Source organism: Microcystis sp. MC19 (assembly GCF_003019735.1).
Classification (GTDB): Bacteria; Cyanobacteriota; Cyanobacteriia; order Cyanobacteriales; family Microcystaceae; genus Microcystis.
Genome location: NZ_CP020664.1, coordinates 4637443 through 4650889, shown reverse-complemented (window position 1 = coordinate 4650889; position 13447 = coordinate 4637443). Strand labels below are relative to the sequence as shown.

Annotated in this window: 23 protein-coding genes and 1 pseudogene; 7 read left to right on the top strand and 17 right to left on the bottom strand. The window is 39.0% G+C overall.

Annotation, left to right across the window (positions count from 1 at the left end):
- Nucleotides 1-38 precede the first annotated feature (38 nt).
- From gshB to B5D77_RS23690, 3 genes are all read right to left on the bottom strand, one after another.
- A complete protein-coding gene (gene gshB / locus B5D77_RS23700) occupies nucleotides 39-1022 on the bottom strand; it encodes a glutathione synthase (protein ID WP_106909772.1) in 984 nt (327 codons plus the stop codon).
- Between the two features lie 15 nt (nucleotides 1023-1037).
- Nucleotides 1038-1298, bottom strand: coding sequence for a glutaredoxin 3 (gene grxC, locus B5D77_RS23695; RefSeq protein ID WP_002763636.1), 261 nt, complete (start codon nucleotides 1296-1298; stop codon nucleotides 1038-1040).
- A 63-nt stretch (nucleotides 1299-1361) separates the two neighbouring features.
- Nucleotides 1362-1955: a hypothetical protein gene (locus tag B5D77_RS23690; RefSeq protein WP_008199518.1), complete on the bottom strand. Its 594-nt coding sequence runs from the start codon at nucleotides 1953-1955 to the stop codon at nucleotides 1362-1364.
- Between the two features lie 86 nt (nucleotides 1956-2041).
- On the opposite strand from B5D77_RS23690, the gene B5D77_RS23685 reads away from it, so the two are divergent.
- Nucleotides 2042-2482, top strand: a complete 441-nt coding sequence (locus B5D77_RS23685; protein ID WP_008199515.1) for a hypothetical protein — start codon at nucleotides 2042-2044, stop codon at nucleotides 2480-2482.
- Here B5D77_RS23685 and B5D77_RS23680 read toward each other — a convergent pair.
- Both B5D77_RS23680 and B5D77_RS23670 read right to left on the bottom strand, forming a co-directional pair.
- Nucleotides 2479-2766 carry a YggT family protein gene (locus tag B5D77_RS23680; RefSeq protein ID WP_002763635.1) on the bottom strand — a complete coding sequence of 96 codons (288 nt, stop codon included), beginning with the start codon at nucleotides 2764-2766 and terminating at the stop codon, nucleotides 2479-2481. The two genes, B5D77_RS23685 and B5D77_RS23680, sit on opposite strands and share 4 nt — an antisense overlap.
- Before the next feature lie 297 nt (nucleotides 2767-3063).
- The gene (locus tag B5D77_RS23670) at nucleotides 3064-3501 is read right to left on the bottom strand and encodes a hypothetical protein (protein WP_008199511.1); all 438 of its coding nucleotides are present in this window, start codon (nucleotides 3499-3501) and stop codon (nucleotides 3064-3066) included.
- 288 nt (nucleotides 3502-3789) lie between these two features.
- On the opposite strand from B5D77_RS23670, the gene B5D77_RS23665 reads away from it, so the two are divergent.
- The gene (locus B5D77_RS23665) at nucleotides 3790-4071 is read left to right on the top strand and encodes a PEP-CTERM sorting domain-containing protein (RefSeq protein WP_039899741.1); all 282 of its coding nucleotides are present in this window, start codon (nucleotides 3790-3792) and stop codon (nucleotides 4069-4071) included.
- Between the two features lie 63 nt (nucleotides 4072-4134).
- Here B5D77_RS23665 and B5D77_RS23660 read toward each other — a convergent pair whose 3' ends face one another.
- The 4 genes from B5D77_RS23660 to B5D77_RS23645 form a co-directional block, all read right to left on the bottom strand.
- A complete protein-coding gene (locus B5D77_RS23660) occupies nucleotides 4135-4602 on the bottom strand; it encodes a DUF3368 domain-containing protein (protein WP_106909771.1) in 468 nt (155 codons plus the stop codon).
- A 1-nt stretch (nucleotide 4603) separates the two neighbouring features.
- Nucleotides 4604-4885 (bottom strand): UPF0175 family protein, encoded by a 282-nt coding sequence (locus B5D77_RS23655; RefSeq protein WP_008199502.1) that lies wholly within the window; start codon nucleotides 4883-4885, stop codon nucleotides 4604-4606.
- A gap of 580 nt (nucleotides 4886-5465) precedes the next feature.
- On the bottom strand, nucleotides 5466-5960 hold the full coding sequence (gene sixA, locus B5D77_RS23650) for a phosphohistidine phosphatase SixA (RefSeq protein WP_008199500.1): 495 nt from the start codon (nucleotides 5958-5960) through the stop codon (nucleotides 5466-5468).
- 52 nt (nucleotides 5961-6012) lie between these two features.
- A complete protein-coding gene (locus tag B5D77_RS23645; RefSeq protein ID WP_008199498.1) occupies nucleotides 6013-7236 on the bottom strand; it encodes a bifunctional oligoribonuclease/PAP phosphatase NrnA in 1224 nt (407 codons plus the stop codon).
- Nucleotides 7237-7534: 298 nt separating this feature from the next.
- Between B5D77_RS23645 and B5D77_RS27550 the strand changes: the two genes are divergently transcribed.
- Together B5D77_RS27550 and B5D77_RS23640 are read left to right on the top strand one after the other, a co-directional pair.
- Complete coding sequence (locus B5D77_RS27550) at nucleotides 7535-7891, top strand: type I restriction-modification system subunit M N-terminal domain-containing protein (RefSeq protein ID WP_253257695.1); 357 nt, start codon at nucleotides 7535-7537, stop codon at nucleotides 7889-7891.
- A 105-nt stretch (nucleotides 7892-7996) separates the two neighbouring features.
- Nucleotides 7997-9142 carry a class I SAM-dependent DNA methyltransferase gene (locus B5D77_RS23640; RefSeq protein ID WP_256386944.1) on the top strand — a complete coding sequence of 382 codons (1146 nt, stop codon included), beginning with the start codon at nucleotides 7997-7999 and terminating at the stop codon, nucleotides 9140-9142.
- A 67-nt stretch (nucleotides 9143-9209) separates the two neighbouring features.
- Here B5D77_RS23640 and B5D77_RS23630 read toward each other — a convergent pair whose 3' ends face one another.
- The 5 genes and pseudogenes from B5D77_RS23630 to B5D77_RS23610 form a co-directional block, all read right to left on the bottom strand.
- Nucleotides 9210-9470, bottom strand: coding sequence for a hypothetical protein (locus tag B5D77_RS23630; RefSeq protein WP_106909769.1), 261 nt, complete (start codon nucleotides 9468-9470; stop codon nucleotides 9210-9212).
- 395 nt (nucleotides 9471-9865) lie between these two features.
- Nucleotides 9866-10105, bottom strand: a pseudogene (locus B5D77_RS28240) (type II toxin-antitoxin system HicA family toxin).
- Nucleotides 10098-10361, bottom strand: a complete 264-nt coding sequence (locus B5D77_RS23620) for a type II toxin-antitoxin system HicB family antitoxin (protein ID WP_002737641.1) — start codon at nucleotides 10359-10361, stop codon at nucleotides 10098-10100. The pseudogene B5D77_RS28240 and the gene B5D77_RS23620 overlap by 8 nt, the downstream one beginning before the upstream one ends.
- A 204-nt stretch (nucleotides 10362-10565) precedes the next feature.
- Entirely contained in the window at nucleotides 10566-10898 is a 333-nt protein-coding gene (locus B5D77_RS23615) for a DUF5615 family PIN-like protein (RefSeq protein ID WP_106909768.1), read from the bottom strand.
- Entirely contained in the window at nucleotides 10882-11130 is a 249-nt protein-coding gene (locus B5D77_RS23610) for a DUF433 domain-containing protein (RefSeq protein ID WP_002735373.1), read from the bottom strand. The genes B5D77_RS23615 and B5D77_RS23610 overlap by 17 nt, the downstream gene beginning before the upstream one ends.
- Nucleotides 11131-11364: 234 nt before the next feature.
- Here B5D77_RS23610 and B5D77_RS23605 point away from each other — a divergent pair, with 234 nt between their 5' ends.
- From B5D77_RS23605 to B5D77_RS23595, 3 genes are read left to right on the top strand one after another with little or no spacing between them, the layout of a single operon-like run.
- The gene (locus B5D77_RS23605) at nucleotides 11365-11667 is read left to right on the top strand and encodes a DUF433 domain-containing protein (RefSeq protein WP_106909767.1); all 303 of its coding nucleotides are present in this window, start codon (nucleotides 11365-11367) and stop codon (nucleotides 11665-11667) included.
- 15 nt (nucleotides 11668-11682) lie between these two features.
- Nucleotides 11683-12156, top strand: a complete 474-nt coding sequence (locus tag B5D77_RS23600) for a hypothetical protein (RefSeq protein WP_106909766.1) — start codon at nucleotides 11683-11685, stop codon at nucleotides 12154-12156.
- A complete protein-coding gene (locus B5D77_RS23595) occupies nucleotides 12137-12316 on the top strand; it encodes a hypothetical protein (protein WP_008199473.1) in 180 nt (59 codons plus the stop codon). Before B5D77_RS23600 ends, B5D77_RS23595 begins: the two co-directional genes overlap by 20 nt.
- A gap of 70 nt (nucleotides 12317-12386) precedes the next feature.
- Here the strand turns inward: B5D77_RS23595 and B5D77_RS23590 are convergent, their stop codons facing one another.
- From B5D77_RS23590 to B5D77_RS23580, 3 genes are all read right to left on the bottom strand, one after another.
- Nucleotides 12387-12851, bottom strand: a complete 465-nt coding sequence (locus B5D77_RS23590; protein WP_253860577.1) for a DUF3368 domain-containing protein — start codon at nucleotides 12849-12851, stop codon at nucleotides 12387-12389.
- Between the two features lie 5 nt (nucleotides 12852-12856).
- Nucleotides 12857-13096, bottom strand: coding sequence for a hypothetical protein (locus B5D77_RS23585; protein ID WP_106909764.1), 240 nt, complete (start codon nucleotides 13094-13096; stop codon nucleotides 12857-12859).
- A 155-nt stretch (nucleotides 13097-13251) separates the two neighbouring features.
- Nucleotides 13252-13443, bottom strand: coding sequence for a hypothetical protein (locus tag B5D77_RS23580; protein ID WP_106909763.1), 192 nt, complete (start codon nucleotides 13441-13443; stop codon nucleotides 13252-13254).
- Nucleotides 13444-13447 lie beyond the last annotated feature (4 nt).

Sequence of the window (13447 nt, the reverse complement as noted above, 5' to 3'; positions counted from 1 at the left end):
TACTGTCTTTTCGCTGATTACTGTTTACTGTTTGCTGTTCACTGAAAATACTCCCCATTTCCCGAAAAATTTTCTAGCCATTTAATCACCTGTTGACCTAAACTAAGATTGTTTAATCGATCGATCTCGCGAATGCCAGTGGGACTGGTGACATTAACTTCCGTCAGATAGCCACCAATCACATCTAATCCGACAAAATATAGGCCATCTTTTCGTAATTTTGGGGCTAAAGTGGCACAGATTTCTAATTCTCGATCGCTGATTTCTGTTTTTGCCACCCGTCCACCCACGGCCATATTACCGCGAAATTCTGAACCGGTGGGAATGCGATTAACTGCCCCGATGGGTTCACCATTGAGGACAATAATGCGTTTATCTCCTTCTTTGGCAGCTGGTAAATAATCTTGAATCATTACCGGTTCTTGTCCCCATTTTGTGCTAATTTCAATCATTGAATTGAGATTGCGATCTTCGGGACTAAGAAATAAAATTCCCTCCCCTGCTTTGCCCCCCAAAGGTTTCATAACTGCTGCCCCTTTTTGGTTGACAAATTCCCTAATTGTCGCTTTATCTTGGGAAACAATTGTGGCGGGCATTACCTGAGCAAAGTGAATAGTATATAACTTTTCATTGGCATGGCGTAAACCCCTAGTTGAGTTAATTACTTGGGTTTTTTGGGGGTCGATCAGGTCTAATAAATAGGTGGCATAAAGATAGGCAATTGTCACGGGTGGGTCTTTTCGCATCCAGACAAAATCGAAGTTTTCTAGGCAGGTAAAAACTGTCTCTTGTCTTTGATACCATTGAGATACAGCCTCCCAATGATTATCTTTTAATTCCACGGGAACCAGTTCAATTTTAGTTAGTTTTGCCCAAGCTTTTCCCGCAATCGCACTGAGATCAGTGATGGAAGTCATCCAGACTTCATGACCTAATAATTGGGACGCTTCCATGATAGCTACACTGGTATCATGGCCCGGATCGAGATGCTCGATCGGATCGATAATAAAGGCTAGTTTCATTAATAGTTTTTATCCTTAATTCTGCAACAGGGGAGCTAAACCACCACTTCTATCTAAAGCATAGATGTCATCGCAGCCCCCGATGTGTTGATCGTTTATAAAAATTTGTGGTACACTTGTACGACCATTGGCTCGATCGGACATTTTGGCTCGCGCTCCTTCATCACCATCGATACAATATTCAGTAAACTCCACTCCTTTTTTCTTGAGTAATGCTTTAGCGCGGATACAGAAAGGACAGGAACTCCAAGTATAGATCTCAACATTAGCGGCCATAAAATTTATCTCCCTTCTTTACATATCTTAAATTTTAGCCGATAACCGAGCAGTGATCTTCCTTCAGGTCAGAAAACGCCAATTAGGGCGATTCCACTGATATATTCCTTGTATTTCCCATTCTTCACCGTTTTGAAAGCGAATACGGCAACTAACAGGGGGGGAGTCATCCTCACTTTCATTTACTTCTATTACCTCACAGGGAAACCAGTCGCAACTATCGGCAGCGTCTGCGGGAATCCATTCCCATAATCCATTAGACACCTCGATCGTATCTCCCACCTGTAATTTTTCTCTGGTTAACCTTAATTTTTGTAAATATTCTTGCCAATGAATCGGTTTTATGCTATTCAACCAAGCCAAGCCATACCGATCGCGGATAAATTGTACCGCACCGGAAGGGCGATCATTAAGCCAATCATTGAGGAGGGAACTTTTCCAAGCTAAATTTTCCCGTTCTTGTTTGAGGATAAATTCCAGCAAAATCTCCCTTTGCATAGATGTTAATGCGTCGAGGGGATTGCCATCAGCGAGGGAATTTCGCTCAAAAAACACCTCTAACAAAATTTCTTTTTGTTGTTGATTGAGAGGACAGGATAAAGCCTCACACTGGAGAAAAGCCGCTTTGAGAGTGGTTTCAATCTCATCTCGATCCATGAGAGTCCTAAAAAAGCTGATTTCAAAGGGTGACGATCCACGATAATCTAAGTATTGGGGAAATCATACCGTAAAATTACTCATCTATGACACCACGCTCGCTCACCGTTTTGCTCCTTTCTCTTCTTTTCTGGCTGTCTAGCTGGCTTATCATCCCTACTGCTCAAGCTTTGACCCCAATTCAACTATTAGATGTATCTTACAAGGACTGTCCCCCCGAATTAGCCGAGGGGAGTGTCACCAGTGGGGGAACCAGTTTTCCGGCTAATTGTTTTTTAATCACCGGCAAGGCTAAAAATAATTCTGGAAAAACCGTCTATGATGCCGATGTTTTTGGTCGGATTTACGATGCTAACGGGGAACCGGCTTTACAAAATCGTAGCCGAGTCGGAGCAATTCCCGAAGTGCCGCCGGGGATTAGTGATTTCGAGATCAGAATTTCTGTTTCTACCAATCAACCAACCCCCTTGCGACTGGAAAAATTCAAAGCTTCCGGTTTTACCAGTAGTGTGGATCCGCGGATTTAGAAACTGCTACTGACCAGACTGCTGGCCCCTGTGGCTACGACACTCTGAACGACGTTGAGCAGCAGGAAAGCGAGAATCGGGGACAAGTCCATCCCGCCTAGGGGTGGGATAATCGAGCGAAAGAGGTTTAAATAGGGATCGGTAATCGGACTGAGAAAAGACATAATCTGATAGGCCCAACCGGCATTTTGGAACCAAGTCAGTAAAACCCTAACAATTAGGATTACCGAGTAAATTTGCAGGAAATTGTTGATTATCGTCAAAATAAACCCTATATCGCTCATAAATAAATCTTTCCTCAAGAGGGCGTGATGGTTAGTTTAGCTTTGATCTTACCAAAAAAATGGTCTTTAGTTACTCTCTCCGCCCTGTCTTACTGGTTTTAACCGGCTATCGGCATTCCTCCCAGTTGACGGACACCGGGTAAGAAAACTGAATACAGCAGTTATCTTAATGATGAGATAGGAAGTTTTCCTTTTGGGGAGACTCCGATTGTTCAAGTAGTTTTTCCATAACCTTTGTATTCGGTTGAGGTCGTAAAGGCTCTGATAAGATATTACTATCGAGTAAAAAACGTCAATTCACCAAATTACCTCGCTTCCCGATGATAAATCGCACACTCCCTCCAAAAGTTCTTCTGATTCAATACCATTTTGTTCTAGATTATGTTCTTGGCGAAATTTTTGAATAAATTCTCCAAAACCCAACTGTGTTTGACCGATATTGGAATTATTATTAAGTTGCTCAATATTTTTTCCATTCTTAGCTAAATCTCCCTCCGTCTGCTCTAGATAAACTGGATAACCTTGGACACTTTCTTCAGATTGAGTTGCTAAATTAGGGGAACTTTTAAATAAACCTATTAAGGGATCAGATTCATTTTTATCTTGATTATTTTGAGGAGTTTTGGCAAGTATCAAAACTTCAACCACCTCACCCACATTTAATTCAGGGGTGGCAATTTCAATCTTATTACTGGGTAAAACCTGAGTGCTTATATGTAAAGTATCTCGTGTCATTTTTTTAACAAATAAACAAAGGAAGGGATTTGACTTCTAGTATAAACCGCCATTAGGAAAACAATAGCTGCCAAATTCCCATGACTGACTCCGATGACAAGGCTGTAGTAATCTCCCTACCCTAACTGATCACAAAATAACTTGATTATCTGGCTAACTTGACAAAAGTTGCTCAAAATATATCCTTAGCAACATAAATCGGCTTATTCCTAGTTAAATCCTTGCAGGAGTGCCATTATACCAGATATTTTCTCTCTGCATGGTTTATTTAATAAGCTCTGCTGATGAATGAAAAAAAATAAACGGGACTTAGGATTATTCGCCTCTACAATTAGTAGCCTTAACCCAAACGTTTTTAAGTTTTTAGGTGTTGTCACATCTACTCCTGCATCTCGTCTCGAGATATCTCCCGTTGGCGGTAATGGAATTTTTTCAATTGATAATTTACAAGTAGCCACTAAATCTATCCAGTCTGTGCCTGAACCCCTCACAATTCTAGGAATAGTAACATTAGGATTAGAGGCGTTGTTGTCTAAAAAGCATAATCAAGACAACATTAACGACAATTAATTAATGTTTTTAGGGGACGTGAGTGATGATGTTGACCTCCCTTTATCAAAAATTATTGAATAATTAAAATGATTCTTGTGCGGTAGATAAAACCTCTTGATATAGTCTTGGATTAATATGTTTACCCTGAGTAATTAACGCATCTAAAACTTCCTGAACGCTAGTAATTAATCCTAGTTGTTTGGCGACTAATAAGATACCTAATGTACCAGTAATTTTAAAATTTCGAGATAAAGCAACTCGCCTAGCTTCTAAATCATCAATCAATAATTGATCGGCTTCTAATTCTTCAGCTAAAATCATAGTAGCGCATTCACCCCAACCTAAATTAGTCATCGTTTTCAAAGTAGAGACTTTTTCTGAACTGCTAATTGTTCGTCTCTCTATCCAGTCTGCTAATTGAACTAAATTAACTGCTGGATGAGTTCCTGTTTGAGGAATAATAATTTTCCCGTAAATGTCATGAAGTAAATTAAGTTTTCCAACTTTTGCTAATTCACTTAAAGGGGTAGTATCAGAAACAATAATCACGTTACTTTTTATATCTCTCTAAAATTTGGAGAGTCTCAGCCACTTCTTGTTGTAATTCTTCTTGGGTTTGCATAGGGAATGAACAAATATTATAGTGATCCATTAAATCAGAAAGTTTATGATGATCGATCTCTAATAATTCTGCGGCACGTCCCGCACTAATATCACCATGACGAAGTAAAGTCATAACATAGGCTTCTTTAGCTTTTTTCTCAGCTTCCAGATGATGAATTTCTGGAACTTTAGGTAAAGTTAGAGTGAATTTAATTTCTGTTGTCGTCATTTGGGATTTATTTTGAGTAGCCTATAATTATTTATAACACTTATTTACCGCCACCGATGCCGATAACAACCCCTGAACCTACAATATGACGGCAGGTAATCCTAACCTCGATGGCGACGGTATCTCCGCCTTTACCATCAATAATAGCGGCCAAATTCCCGTGGCTGACTGGAAAGAGGGTGTAGGGTGTAGGGTGTGGGGTGTAGGGAAGGAAACCTCTTTCATCTGTGGGGGTGAAAATTTTTTCATCGGGACTGACTCCGATGACAAGGCTGTAGTAATGTCCCTAACCTAACTAATCACAAAATAACTTAATTTGCTGGCTAAATTGATAAAAGTTGCTCAAAATATAACCTTAGCAACATAAATCGGCCTACTCCTAGTTAAATCCTTTCAGGAGTGCCACTATAGCAGATATTTTCTCTCTGCATGGTTTATTGACAGCATTTATCTTAATGGTGAGATAGGAAGTTTCCCTTTTGGGGAGCCGGTCATCAATACCAAATTAGGTTATACTTCATGTTTAATGAGAAAGGCTGTACTTAGTCCCCAAAAAGGATAGATACACCTAGGTTAATTCCTAGAGCAGTAATTTCGGGGCTGTCAACCAGAATAACTGACACTTGCCTAGGGGATTTTGTTGATTGGGAACCTCTAGACCAATTATTCCCGCCTTTTTGACCGATAATTTTCCTTGAAACTTGCCCCAAACTAGCATTTCCGTCCAATAACCTAAATCCGGTTCGTGGCCCACCAGTGCGATTGCGTTTTCCTCTCGCTGATAGTCCGACTTTTGCCACCACTGCAGCCAATCTTGAATATTGCCGTTGGGAGATAGGGGATTAAATTGCTCAATTTTACGGCTTAAACCCGCTTTTTGCAAAATTTCGGCGGTTTGCACCGCACGCACCAGGGGAGAAGTCAAAATTAGGTCAAATTTCACCCCCAACTGTCCTAATCTTTGGGCAACTTTAGCAGTTTTGGACCTACCTTCCTCGGTTAAAGGACGTTCCCTATCGTTGAGATAATCCCCCGATTGTCCTGCTAATCCATGACGCACAAAATAAAGTTTCATATCAGTGTCGGGTCGGTCTTGGTGATGATAATAAATAGCTGAGATTTAATACCTAGGTGCGAATTACCTTTTCATCAGGGTTAACTAGATGGGAAAGTTTCTGTTTAATTTGGGTGTCATATAGTTCCCACTTCAGTTTTGCGTATTCGGCATTATTATTAAAACCACCGAGGAAACCGATAGGAATTTCAAAACCTCCGGCCATATAACGACCACCACCAAAAAAGCGACCTTGGTTATCCTGTCCGAAAGCTTCCTTGAGAAATTCATCGGGATCTAGGGTAATTTTACTGGTACGCATAGAACCAATGACTAACTCGATATCCTCATCTTCATCGTGAACGATACCATAAACTAAAGCCGTGTGAACATTTTCTTCTGTCACCAAAAAATCGGCAGCCTGGGGAATCGCATCTCGGTCATCATAACGCAAATAACCGACCCCGGCGATCGAATAATTATTTTTAATAATACGGTTTTTTAGGGCCCGTTCGATCACATCCATCACCCGTCGGGATCTGGCCGATTGCAAGACAGCGTTTAATAATTGAGCATCGTAGAAACGACTGAGATAACCAGCAGCAATAAATTCACACTCTTGCGCTTGCATTAAATTATTTGTATCCGATCGCAATCCGTGCATCAAGGCTGTGGCACACTTAACATGGACGGTATCGCTACTATTAAAACTTATTAACCCTTTTTGGATATATTGGGTTAACATCGTCGCTGTTGCCCGGATTTGGGGACGAATATCGACAAATTCCGCCTCTAGATCCCCTTGGCGAGTATGATGATCAATCACGACAATAATGGGAATTTTTGCCTGTTTAACCAGAGTGGTTAACTGACTATTGGTTCCCTGACCATCGACAAAAACACAACCCTGATAAACCGAAAGATCTCTATCCTTGAGGGTATGGACTCCCCAACGTTTAGCCGGTAAACCCGTTAGTTTTACCAAAGCGACATTTTCCTGATGGGAGAGAGTCCCCGCATAGACTATATCGCAGTGAATATTGTACTGTTCGGCGATAATTTGATAGGCCCAGGCACTAGAAAGAGCATCGGGATCCGGGAAATCCTGCATCACCACAATTTGATTTTCGCCGCGATGATTTTCCAAAGTACGTCGCAGGCGATCGATCAGGGAAATAAGTAGGGTATCATTACTAACCGTGACTGGAGGAAGGGGACACACTGCCGACGGTTCCCCTACCACTACATCGGTTTCGAGGGACTTGGCAGGAACTAGACTCAGTAATTCAGCCATCATTTTTAGAAAAGTTCGCTTAAAGGTAGATTCAGTCAGGATTTTTTGAGCTAATTAATTCTAGACGATATTCTCGCTCGATCGGTTTATCTCAATTATTAAGCTTTTCTCGCCACTAGCTCCTTACTCTGGGGCCATAACTCTAGTCTATCGAAAGAACCCTGCCGTTTGTTCTGGGAGAGGGGTTAGGGGTGAGGGCCATTAACCATCGCTGCCATTACTTGAGAAAATAGATACTATACCAAACCCCTTAATTTTCCCTTCAGGCTCGACCATCTACCTAATTCTTGAGTAAAATTTCATGGCCCAACTGGACAACATCGAAGCGATCGAAAAAAAGCTCTGGAAAGCGGCCGACACCCTGCGCGCTAATTCTAACTATGCCAGTAACGAGTATTTTCTGCCCGTTATGGGCTTGATTTTCCTCCGTCATGCCTACAGTCGTTTTCTCAAGGTTAAGAGGGAGGTAGAGGCGGATTTACCGAAGCGAGGGGGTAAAACACGCTCCTTAACCAAAGAAGATTTCTTGTGCAAAGGAGCGATCTATCTCCAAGAAAAAGCTCAGTTCGATTTTCTGGTGGCGCTCCCCGATAGCGTCAATCGATCAACCTCCTTAATGGAAGCAATGCTATCGATCGACGGGGATTATCCACCTTGAGGGGGTATTTTACCGAAAACGGAATACCAAGAACTAGATAACGTGGTATTAGGGAATTTACTACGGATTTTAAACCCATAAGAGTTAAAAAAAGCCGATGGGGATATTTTCGGGCGAATTTACGAGTATTTCCTAACTCAATTCGCTAATCTCAAAGCTCACGATAACGGAGAGTTTTTTACTCCCGTTTCTCTAGTATCTTTGATCGCCAATGTTTTAGAACCCGATCACGGATTGGTTTTCGATCCTGCCTGTGGTTCGGGGGGAGTGTTTGTCCAGAGCGCACATTTCGTTGAGAGACAGCGCATCAATCCCCAGATGTTAACTTTTAAAGGTTTAGAGAAGAATCCGACCACGATTCGTTTAGCCAAGATGAATCTCGCGGTTCACGGTTTAGAAGGGGATATCCAAAAAGCGATCACCTACTACGAGGATCCGCTGGCATTGGCCGGGAAAGTGGATTATGTGATGGCCAATCCTCCCTTCAACGTGGACGAGGTGGATAGTAAGGTAGATGGTGATGAGCGCTTACCCTTCGGATTGCCGGGGGTCAATAAAAGTAACAAAGTTTCCAACGGTAACTATCTATGGATCAGTTACTTCTACAGCTATCTCAATGATCGAGGAAAAGCCGGTTTTGTCATGTCTTCCCAAGCTTCCAGCGCCGGGAGAGACGAAGGCAAGGTAAGACAGAAGTTAATCGAGACGGGAACGGTGGACATAATGATCGCGATCCGCTCTAACTTTTTCTATACCCGCTCCGTACCCTGCGAGTTGTGGTTTCTCGATCGAGGGAACCCCGCCGAGCTTCAAGATAAGATATTAATGATCGATGCCCGCAATATTTACCGGAAAGTAAACCTGACGATCAACGATTTTAGCCCAGAACAGTTACAGAATATTCTCTCGATTGTCTGGCTCTATCGGAGCGAATCGAAGCGTTTTATCGATTTGGTTGTCGGTTATTGCCAGAGTATCGATCGAGAGTATCAGGGATTGATCGCTCTTTTACAAAACTATCGCAAGCATCTGGACAAGTTAACCGAGGCCCTAGAGAAATTTTATAATCTCATCGATGAAAAAGACGGAACATGGTTAGAACTCCGAACAGCATCTGAGCTTTTCAAGGATGACATGGATAAATACGCCGGTTTCGCTCCGATTTCCTATAACGCTGATGATTTAACCGATGGTAGCCTAAAACTTCCAGATAGGATAAAGCAGATACATAAGGAGAATTTTCTGCAATAAACTCCCGGAGAAACTCATTTTCCAATTGAGCGGCATAGATAATAATATTACTATCTAATAACATGATTTAATCCCGATCAGGAAGAGAGCGATCGCTCCGATTTTGTTGTTGCCACTGTTGGGTATCAACATCAGTAAAAGTATTATTATTAGCAATTTTTTTCAAAGCATTGGCCATTTTTTGACTGTTAGATCGATTTTCACCAATGATATTTTCTTCTAGTAAGGTAATATAAACATTGACAGGATATTCGGAGTTAATTTCAGGGGTTTCATCAAGCCATTGAAGGGTATTATTTTTCAAAATTGCTTTAAAGGTTTTTAGCATAGTTTTCTCCACCGTTAAATGATACAGGATAAATGATTCAGACTAGCCCTAACCCAATTTTAACACAAAACCAACCCAACAAACTCCCCTGACCTCAATCTTTTAAATTAACGTCTTTGGATCATTTCATAATCAAAAGTTCATTAACAGAGCGAAAAATTACGCAAAATGGTGATAGTCACTTTACCTGTTTTTAAGGGAGGCTAATTTATCGACGATGACTGGGTGAAAATTAATCATTAAATCAATTTATAACAAGCAATCGAGGGTTTTACTCTTGTGTTAATGTACCTTAAAAAAGTAGCTTTGGCTTTATTTTAGCTTTTGGAAATAAAATTAAGATAAAGCGTACTAGAATAGATAATTTCTTCGTTTGAAAAAACGCATTCAATCATCTATTTTAATAAATGTTCTATTTCTTCATCTGTAAAACCAAATTGTCTAAAAATTCGTAAAACATAAGCAGGGGACATTTCTTTTGCACCTATATCGATAGGAACGATTCGACGTTGATTATACAATACTCTACACTATAAACGATGATCACCTTTTCCTTCTCGATAAAATTGACAGCCTCCTTTTTCAAGAATTTTGATTAGTGCTTTGGGTTTAAGAGAAGGAATATTTTTAGGCATAAACTTTTCTGAGTTCGTAAGTTTCGGGAGTTTCAGAATCTCCCACAGTTAAAAATTCATGAAGTTCGTCTATAGGAATAGGACTGGTATATATATTGGCTTGATCATGATAAATCTCCCAAAAAGATTCAATCGCTTCTTTTAGTTTCTCAATAGCTTTTTCCTGAGTTTCTCCTTGTCCAACTAATCCATTTTCAAGACATAATGAAACCCAATAATCTGCACTTTTTCTCAGAATAACGGTATAAAAGTTCATGGTGATTGTTCCGTTGAAATTTTAATCGGGGATTAGAATTTACTCCAGCTTAATTTTAACACAAAACCAACCCAACAAACTCCCCTGACCTCAATCTTTTAAATTAACGTCTTTGGATCATTTTATCAATAGACAATAAATAAGGCGCATTATACTTTGTTAATGCACCCGATCAGAAAAGCGATCGCTTAGGATAATATATGATTATGTAATTACTAAAACAGACTCGGTAGAATTATCGCTAAATCTCTTAATAGCTTGTTTATGTTTTAAAATAAGACTGATTAGATGATAAGTGGTACAATTTGCAATCCTCAACCAGATGAACTTTGGAGGTTGCCCATACAACAAACTCCGTTGATAAAAATCAGCATCTTTCGAGACAATTATAAATCCATTGATACGCGCATATTCCCAAATCCTTTGATCGGGAAACCCTTTTAGGCTACAATCTCTAACATGAGCGCTATCGGGAAAATGTGATACCAGTAACAGAGGTAGTTTAGGTGATAAGTTTTCGTCAAATAGCAGTTTCATAGGGAATAACCATTAAACGACGATCCCGCTCGGCGGCAAATGCAAAACAGGCTTGTATATCTTCTAAGGTAAGATCGGGGAAATCATCTAATATTTCTTCAATAGTCATCCCTCCTCCTAGATAATCAAAAATATCTGCTACTGCAATACGAGTATTGACAATGCAAGGTTTGCCACTGCGAATGTCTGGGTTAATCACAATCCGATCTCGATATTTAGCTGCAAAAGACATAGTAATAATTGTTGTTGACTAATGATTATTATAGCTTAATGTTAATTGTACTTTAAGCTTGATAAATCTTAAAACCAAAGCCCTCGACTTTTAGGTTTCAAAAATTCTATTATCAATAAGCTGCATTACACTACCTTAATCCACTCTAAAAGAGTGGCGATCGCACTGATGTGGCCTTACTGGGGAAAAAATGGTATGATAATAACAATTTATTAATATTATTGCCAAGTAATTATGTCATCTTTAGTTATCTCACAACATATTGAAATCACTCCTGGTATCTGTGGCGGAAAACCTCGTATTGCTGGACATCGAATTAAAGTTCAAGATATTGTAATTTGGCATGAAAGAATGGGAATGTCACCAGATGAAATTATTTATCATCATCCTACTATCACCCTAGCAGATGTTTATGCAGCCTTGGTCTATTACCATGACAATCGAGAAGAAATTAGACGACAACTTGAAGCAGGAGAAACTTTTGCTAAACAACTACAAGGCAACAAACCATCTTTAATTGAGAAAATATTAAATTGACGAGCTAAAATCGTTATGAAAAAACTTAGAGTTTATATCGATACATCAGTCATTGGATTCTGTTTAGATGATGAATTTTCCTTAGAGTCCAATCAATTGATGGAAGCCATTAAGCAAGAAAAGTTTATTTTGTTAATGAGTGATATCATTGTTAGCGAATTAATTAATGCCTCCCAAGCGGTTAAAGATATTTTATTATCGATTCCGCAGAGAGTTATTGAAATAGTTAAGATAACACCTGAAGTTTTACAGTTAAGGGATGCTTATATCAATGAAGGAGTTGTTACATCAAAGTCTATTAATGATGCTACTGATGTAGCGGCTGCTACAATAGCTAGAGCGGCTGCAATCATATCATGGAATTTTAAACATATTGTGCGCCTAGATAAAATGAAAGGCTATAATCAAATTAATTTACTCAATGGCTACGGGATTTTGACTATTATTTCTCCTTTAGAGGTAACAATTGATGAAGCCAACGACAATTAAAAAAAGTTTTGACTGTTTAGCTTTTAAACAAACCAGTCAAGAAAAAATTGCTGAAGACATGAAAAATCTCAGCTATTCAGATCAGATTGAATATCTTCAAAAAAAGATTAATGAAAGTGATTTAAAGTTATGGTGGGAATCCATCAATAACAAGAAATAAGGCGCATTATACTCTGTTAATGCACCCGACAAAATAAGCGTGCTGCTACGCAGTGCCTTCAGTATCACACTCAGTCTCCAAAAATGCTCTCAAATATCTCACGCTTGACTCTAAAGTTAATTTCTCTAAGTCTTTGGTAAAAACTCTCCAAATTTTCAATTTCTATCTTTCCTTCTTTGAGAAGTTTACGAATAATCGCTAAAGTTCCTTTAACATTTAAGCCTAAGTGTAGTGCTTCTTTTCTTGCTGCAAAGTCATCTTGTAATTCTATTCCTAAAGTAATGGCATCAGATTCACCTTTCCCTAAACGTTCATTTAAACTATTTGCTAGAGAGATTAATTTAATATTTAGGATAATTAATTTCTGTTGATTGATCAGCTTATTAAGAGTCTCTGAAGATTGATCTTGTTTGGCATTAATTTCTTGTTGTACGGTTGCAGGCAAATAAAAATTATCATTAGAATCTAGGGATTTTTCTAAAAATCCTAACTGAGACAAAAAGATTAAAGGGGAAGAATTGAAAACAATTTTCATAGAGATTACCATTTTTTTTCTCTATCTATGTCTTCTGTAGTAAGATAAGAAAAATCGATTCTCATTAATTCTAAAATTTTCAATAACATTTCTGTATCCATTTCCATGATTTCTGCGGCTTTATGAAGACTGATGATGCGAGAAACTAAAGCACCCACCACAAAAATAAATTGTTCTTTTTGTTCAATATTATCAAATAATTGTATTTCGGCGGCAATTTTTTGAAAAGTAATCGAAGTATTCATTGTCTTGCTAAGTTTCATCAATTAAGACATATCTAACTTAATTTTAACGCAAAATCAACCCAACAAACTGCCCTTATCTCAATCTTTTAAATTATAGACAACAAATAAGGTGCATTAACAAAGTATAATGCACCCGATCAGAAAAGCGATCGCAATTAACTAAACTGACGCTTAATCCAATTAAAAATAGAACTTCCTATCTCAATAATTACGCCAATTACTTCTCTAATTAATATCAATAACCACGCTTCATCTCCAGCATCCAATGCTGCTGATATATTAGCTGCATACTGATCATCATTGTCAATTCGACGATTAATTCGACGCTTAATTTCTTCCTTATCCACTGAA

What these genes read in the sequence shown, in the direction of transcription:
- gshB (WP_106909772.1), bottom strand. Translation starts at nt 1,022, where the DNA reads ATGAAACTAGCCTTTATTATCGATCCGATCGAGCATCTCGATCCGGGC.
- grxC (WP_002763636.1), bottom strand. Translation starts at nt 1,298, where the DNA reads ATGGCCGCTAATGTTGAGATCTATACTTGGAGTTCCTGTCCTTTCTGT.
- B5D77_RS23690 (WP_008199518.1), bottom strand. Translation starts at nt 1,955, where the DNA reads ATGGATCGAGATGAGATTGAAACCACTCTCAAAGCGGCTTTTCTCCAG.
- B5D77_RS23685 (WP_008199515.1), top strand. Translation starts at nt 2,042, where the DNA reads ATGACACCACGCTCGCTCACCGTTTTGCTCCTTTCTCTTCTTTTCTGG.
- B5D77_RS23680 (WP_002763635.1), bottom strand. Translation starts at nt 2,766, where the DNA reads ATGAGCGATATAGGGTTTATTTTGACGATAATCAACAATTTCCTGCAA.
- B5D77_RS23670 (WP_008199511.1), bottom strand. Translation starts at nt 3,501, where the DNA reads ATGACACGAGATACTTTACATATAAGCACTCAGGTTTTACCCAGTAAT.
- B5D77_RS23665 (WP_039899741.1), top strand. Translation starts at nt 3,790, where the DNA reads ATGAAAAAAAATAAACGGGACTTAGGATTATTCGCCTCTACAATTAGT.
- B5D77_RS23655 (WP_008199502.1), bottom strand. Translation starts at nt 4,885, where the DNA reads ATGACGACAACAGAAATTAAATTCACTCTAACTTTACCTAAAGTTCCA.
- sixA (WP_008199500.1), bottom strand. Translation starts at nt 5,960, where the DNA reads ATGAAACTTTATTTTGTGCGTCATGGATTAGCAGGACAATCGGGGGAT.
- B5D77_RS23645 (WP_008199498.1), bottom strand. Translation starts at nt 7,236, where the DNA reads ATGATGGCTGAATTACTGAGTCTAGTTCCTGCCAAGTCCCTCGAAACC.
- B5D77_RS27550 (WP_253257695.1), top strand. Translation starts at nt 7,535, where the DNA reads ATGGCCCAACTGGACAACATCGAAGCGATCGAAAAAAAGCTCTGGAAA.
- B5D77_RS23630 (WP_106909769.1), bottom strand. Translation starts at nt 9,470, where the DNA reads ATGCTAAAAACCTTTAAAGCAATTTTGAAAAATAATACCCTTCAATGG.
- B5D77_RS23620 (WP_002737641.1), bottom strand. Translation starts at nt 10,361, where the DNA reads ATGAACTTTTATACCGTTATTCTGAGAAAAAGTGCAGATTATTGGGTT.
- B5D77_RS23615 (WP_106909768.1), bottom strand. Translation starts at nt 10,898, where the DNA reads ATGAAACTGCTATTTGACGAAAACTTATCACCTAAACTACCTCTGTTA.
- B5D77_RS23610 (WP_002735373.1), bottom strand. Translation starts at nt 11,130, where the DNA reads ATGTCTTTTGCAGCTAAATATCGAGATCGGATTGTGATTAACCCAGAC.
- B5D77_RS23605 (WP_106909767.1), top strand. Translation starts at nt 11,365, where the DNA reads ATGTCATCTTTAGTTATCTCACAACATATTGAAATCACTCCTGGTATC.
- B5D77_RS23600 (WP_106909766.1), top strand. Translation starts at nt 11,683, where the DNA reads ATGAAAAAACTTAGAGTTTATATCGATACATCAGTCATTGGATTCTGT.
- B5D77_RS23595 (WP_008199473.1), top strand. Translation starts at nt 12,137, where the DNA reads ATGAAGCCAACGACAATTAAAAAAAGTTTTGACTGTTTAGCTTTTAAA.
- B5D77_RS23590 (WP_253860577.1), bottom strand. Translation starts at nt 12,851, where the DNA reads ATGAAAATTGTTTTCAATTCTTCCCCTTTAATCTTTTTGTCTCAGTTA.
- B5D77_RS23585 (WP_106909764.1), bottom strand. Translation starts at nt 13,096, where the DNA reads ATGAATACTTCGATTACTTTTCAAAAAATTGCCGCCGAAATACAATTA.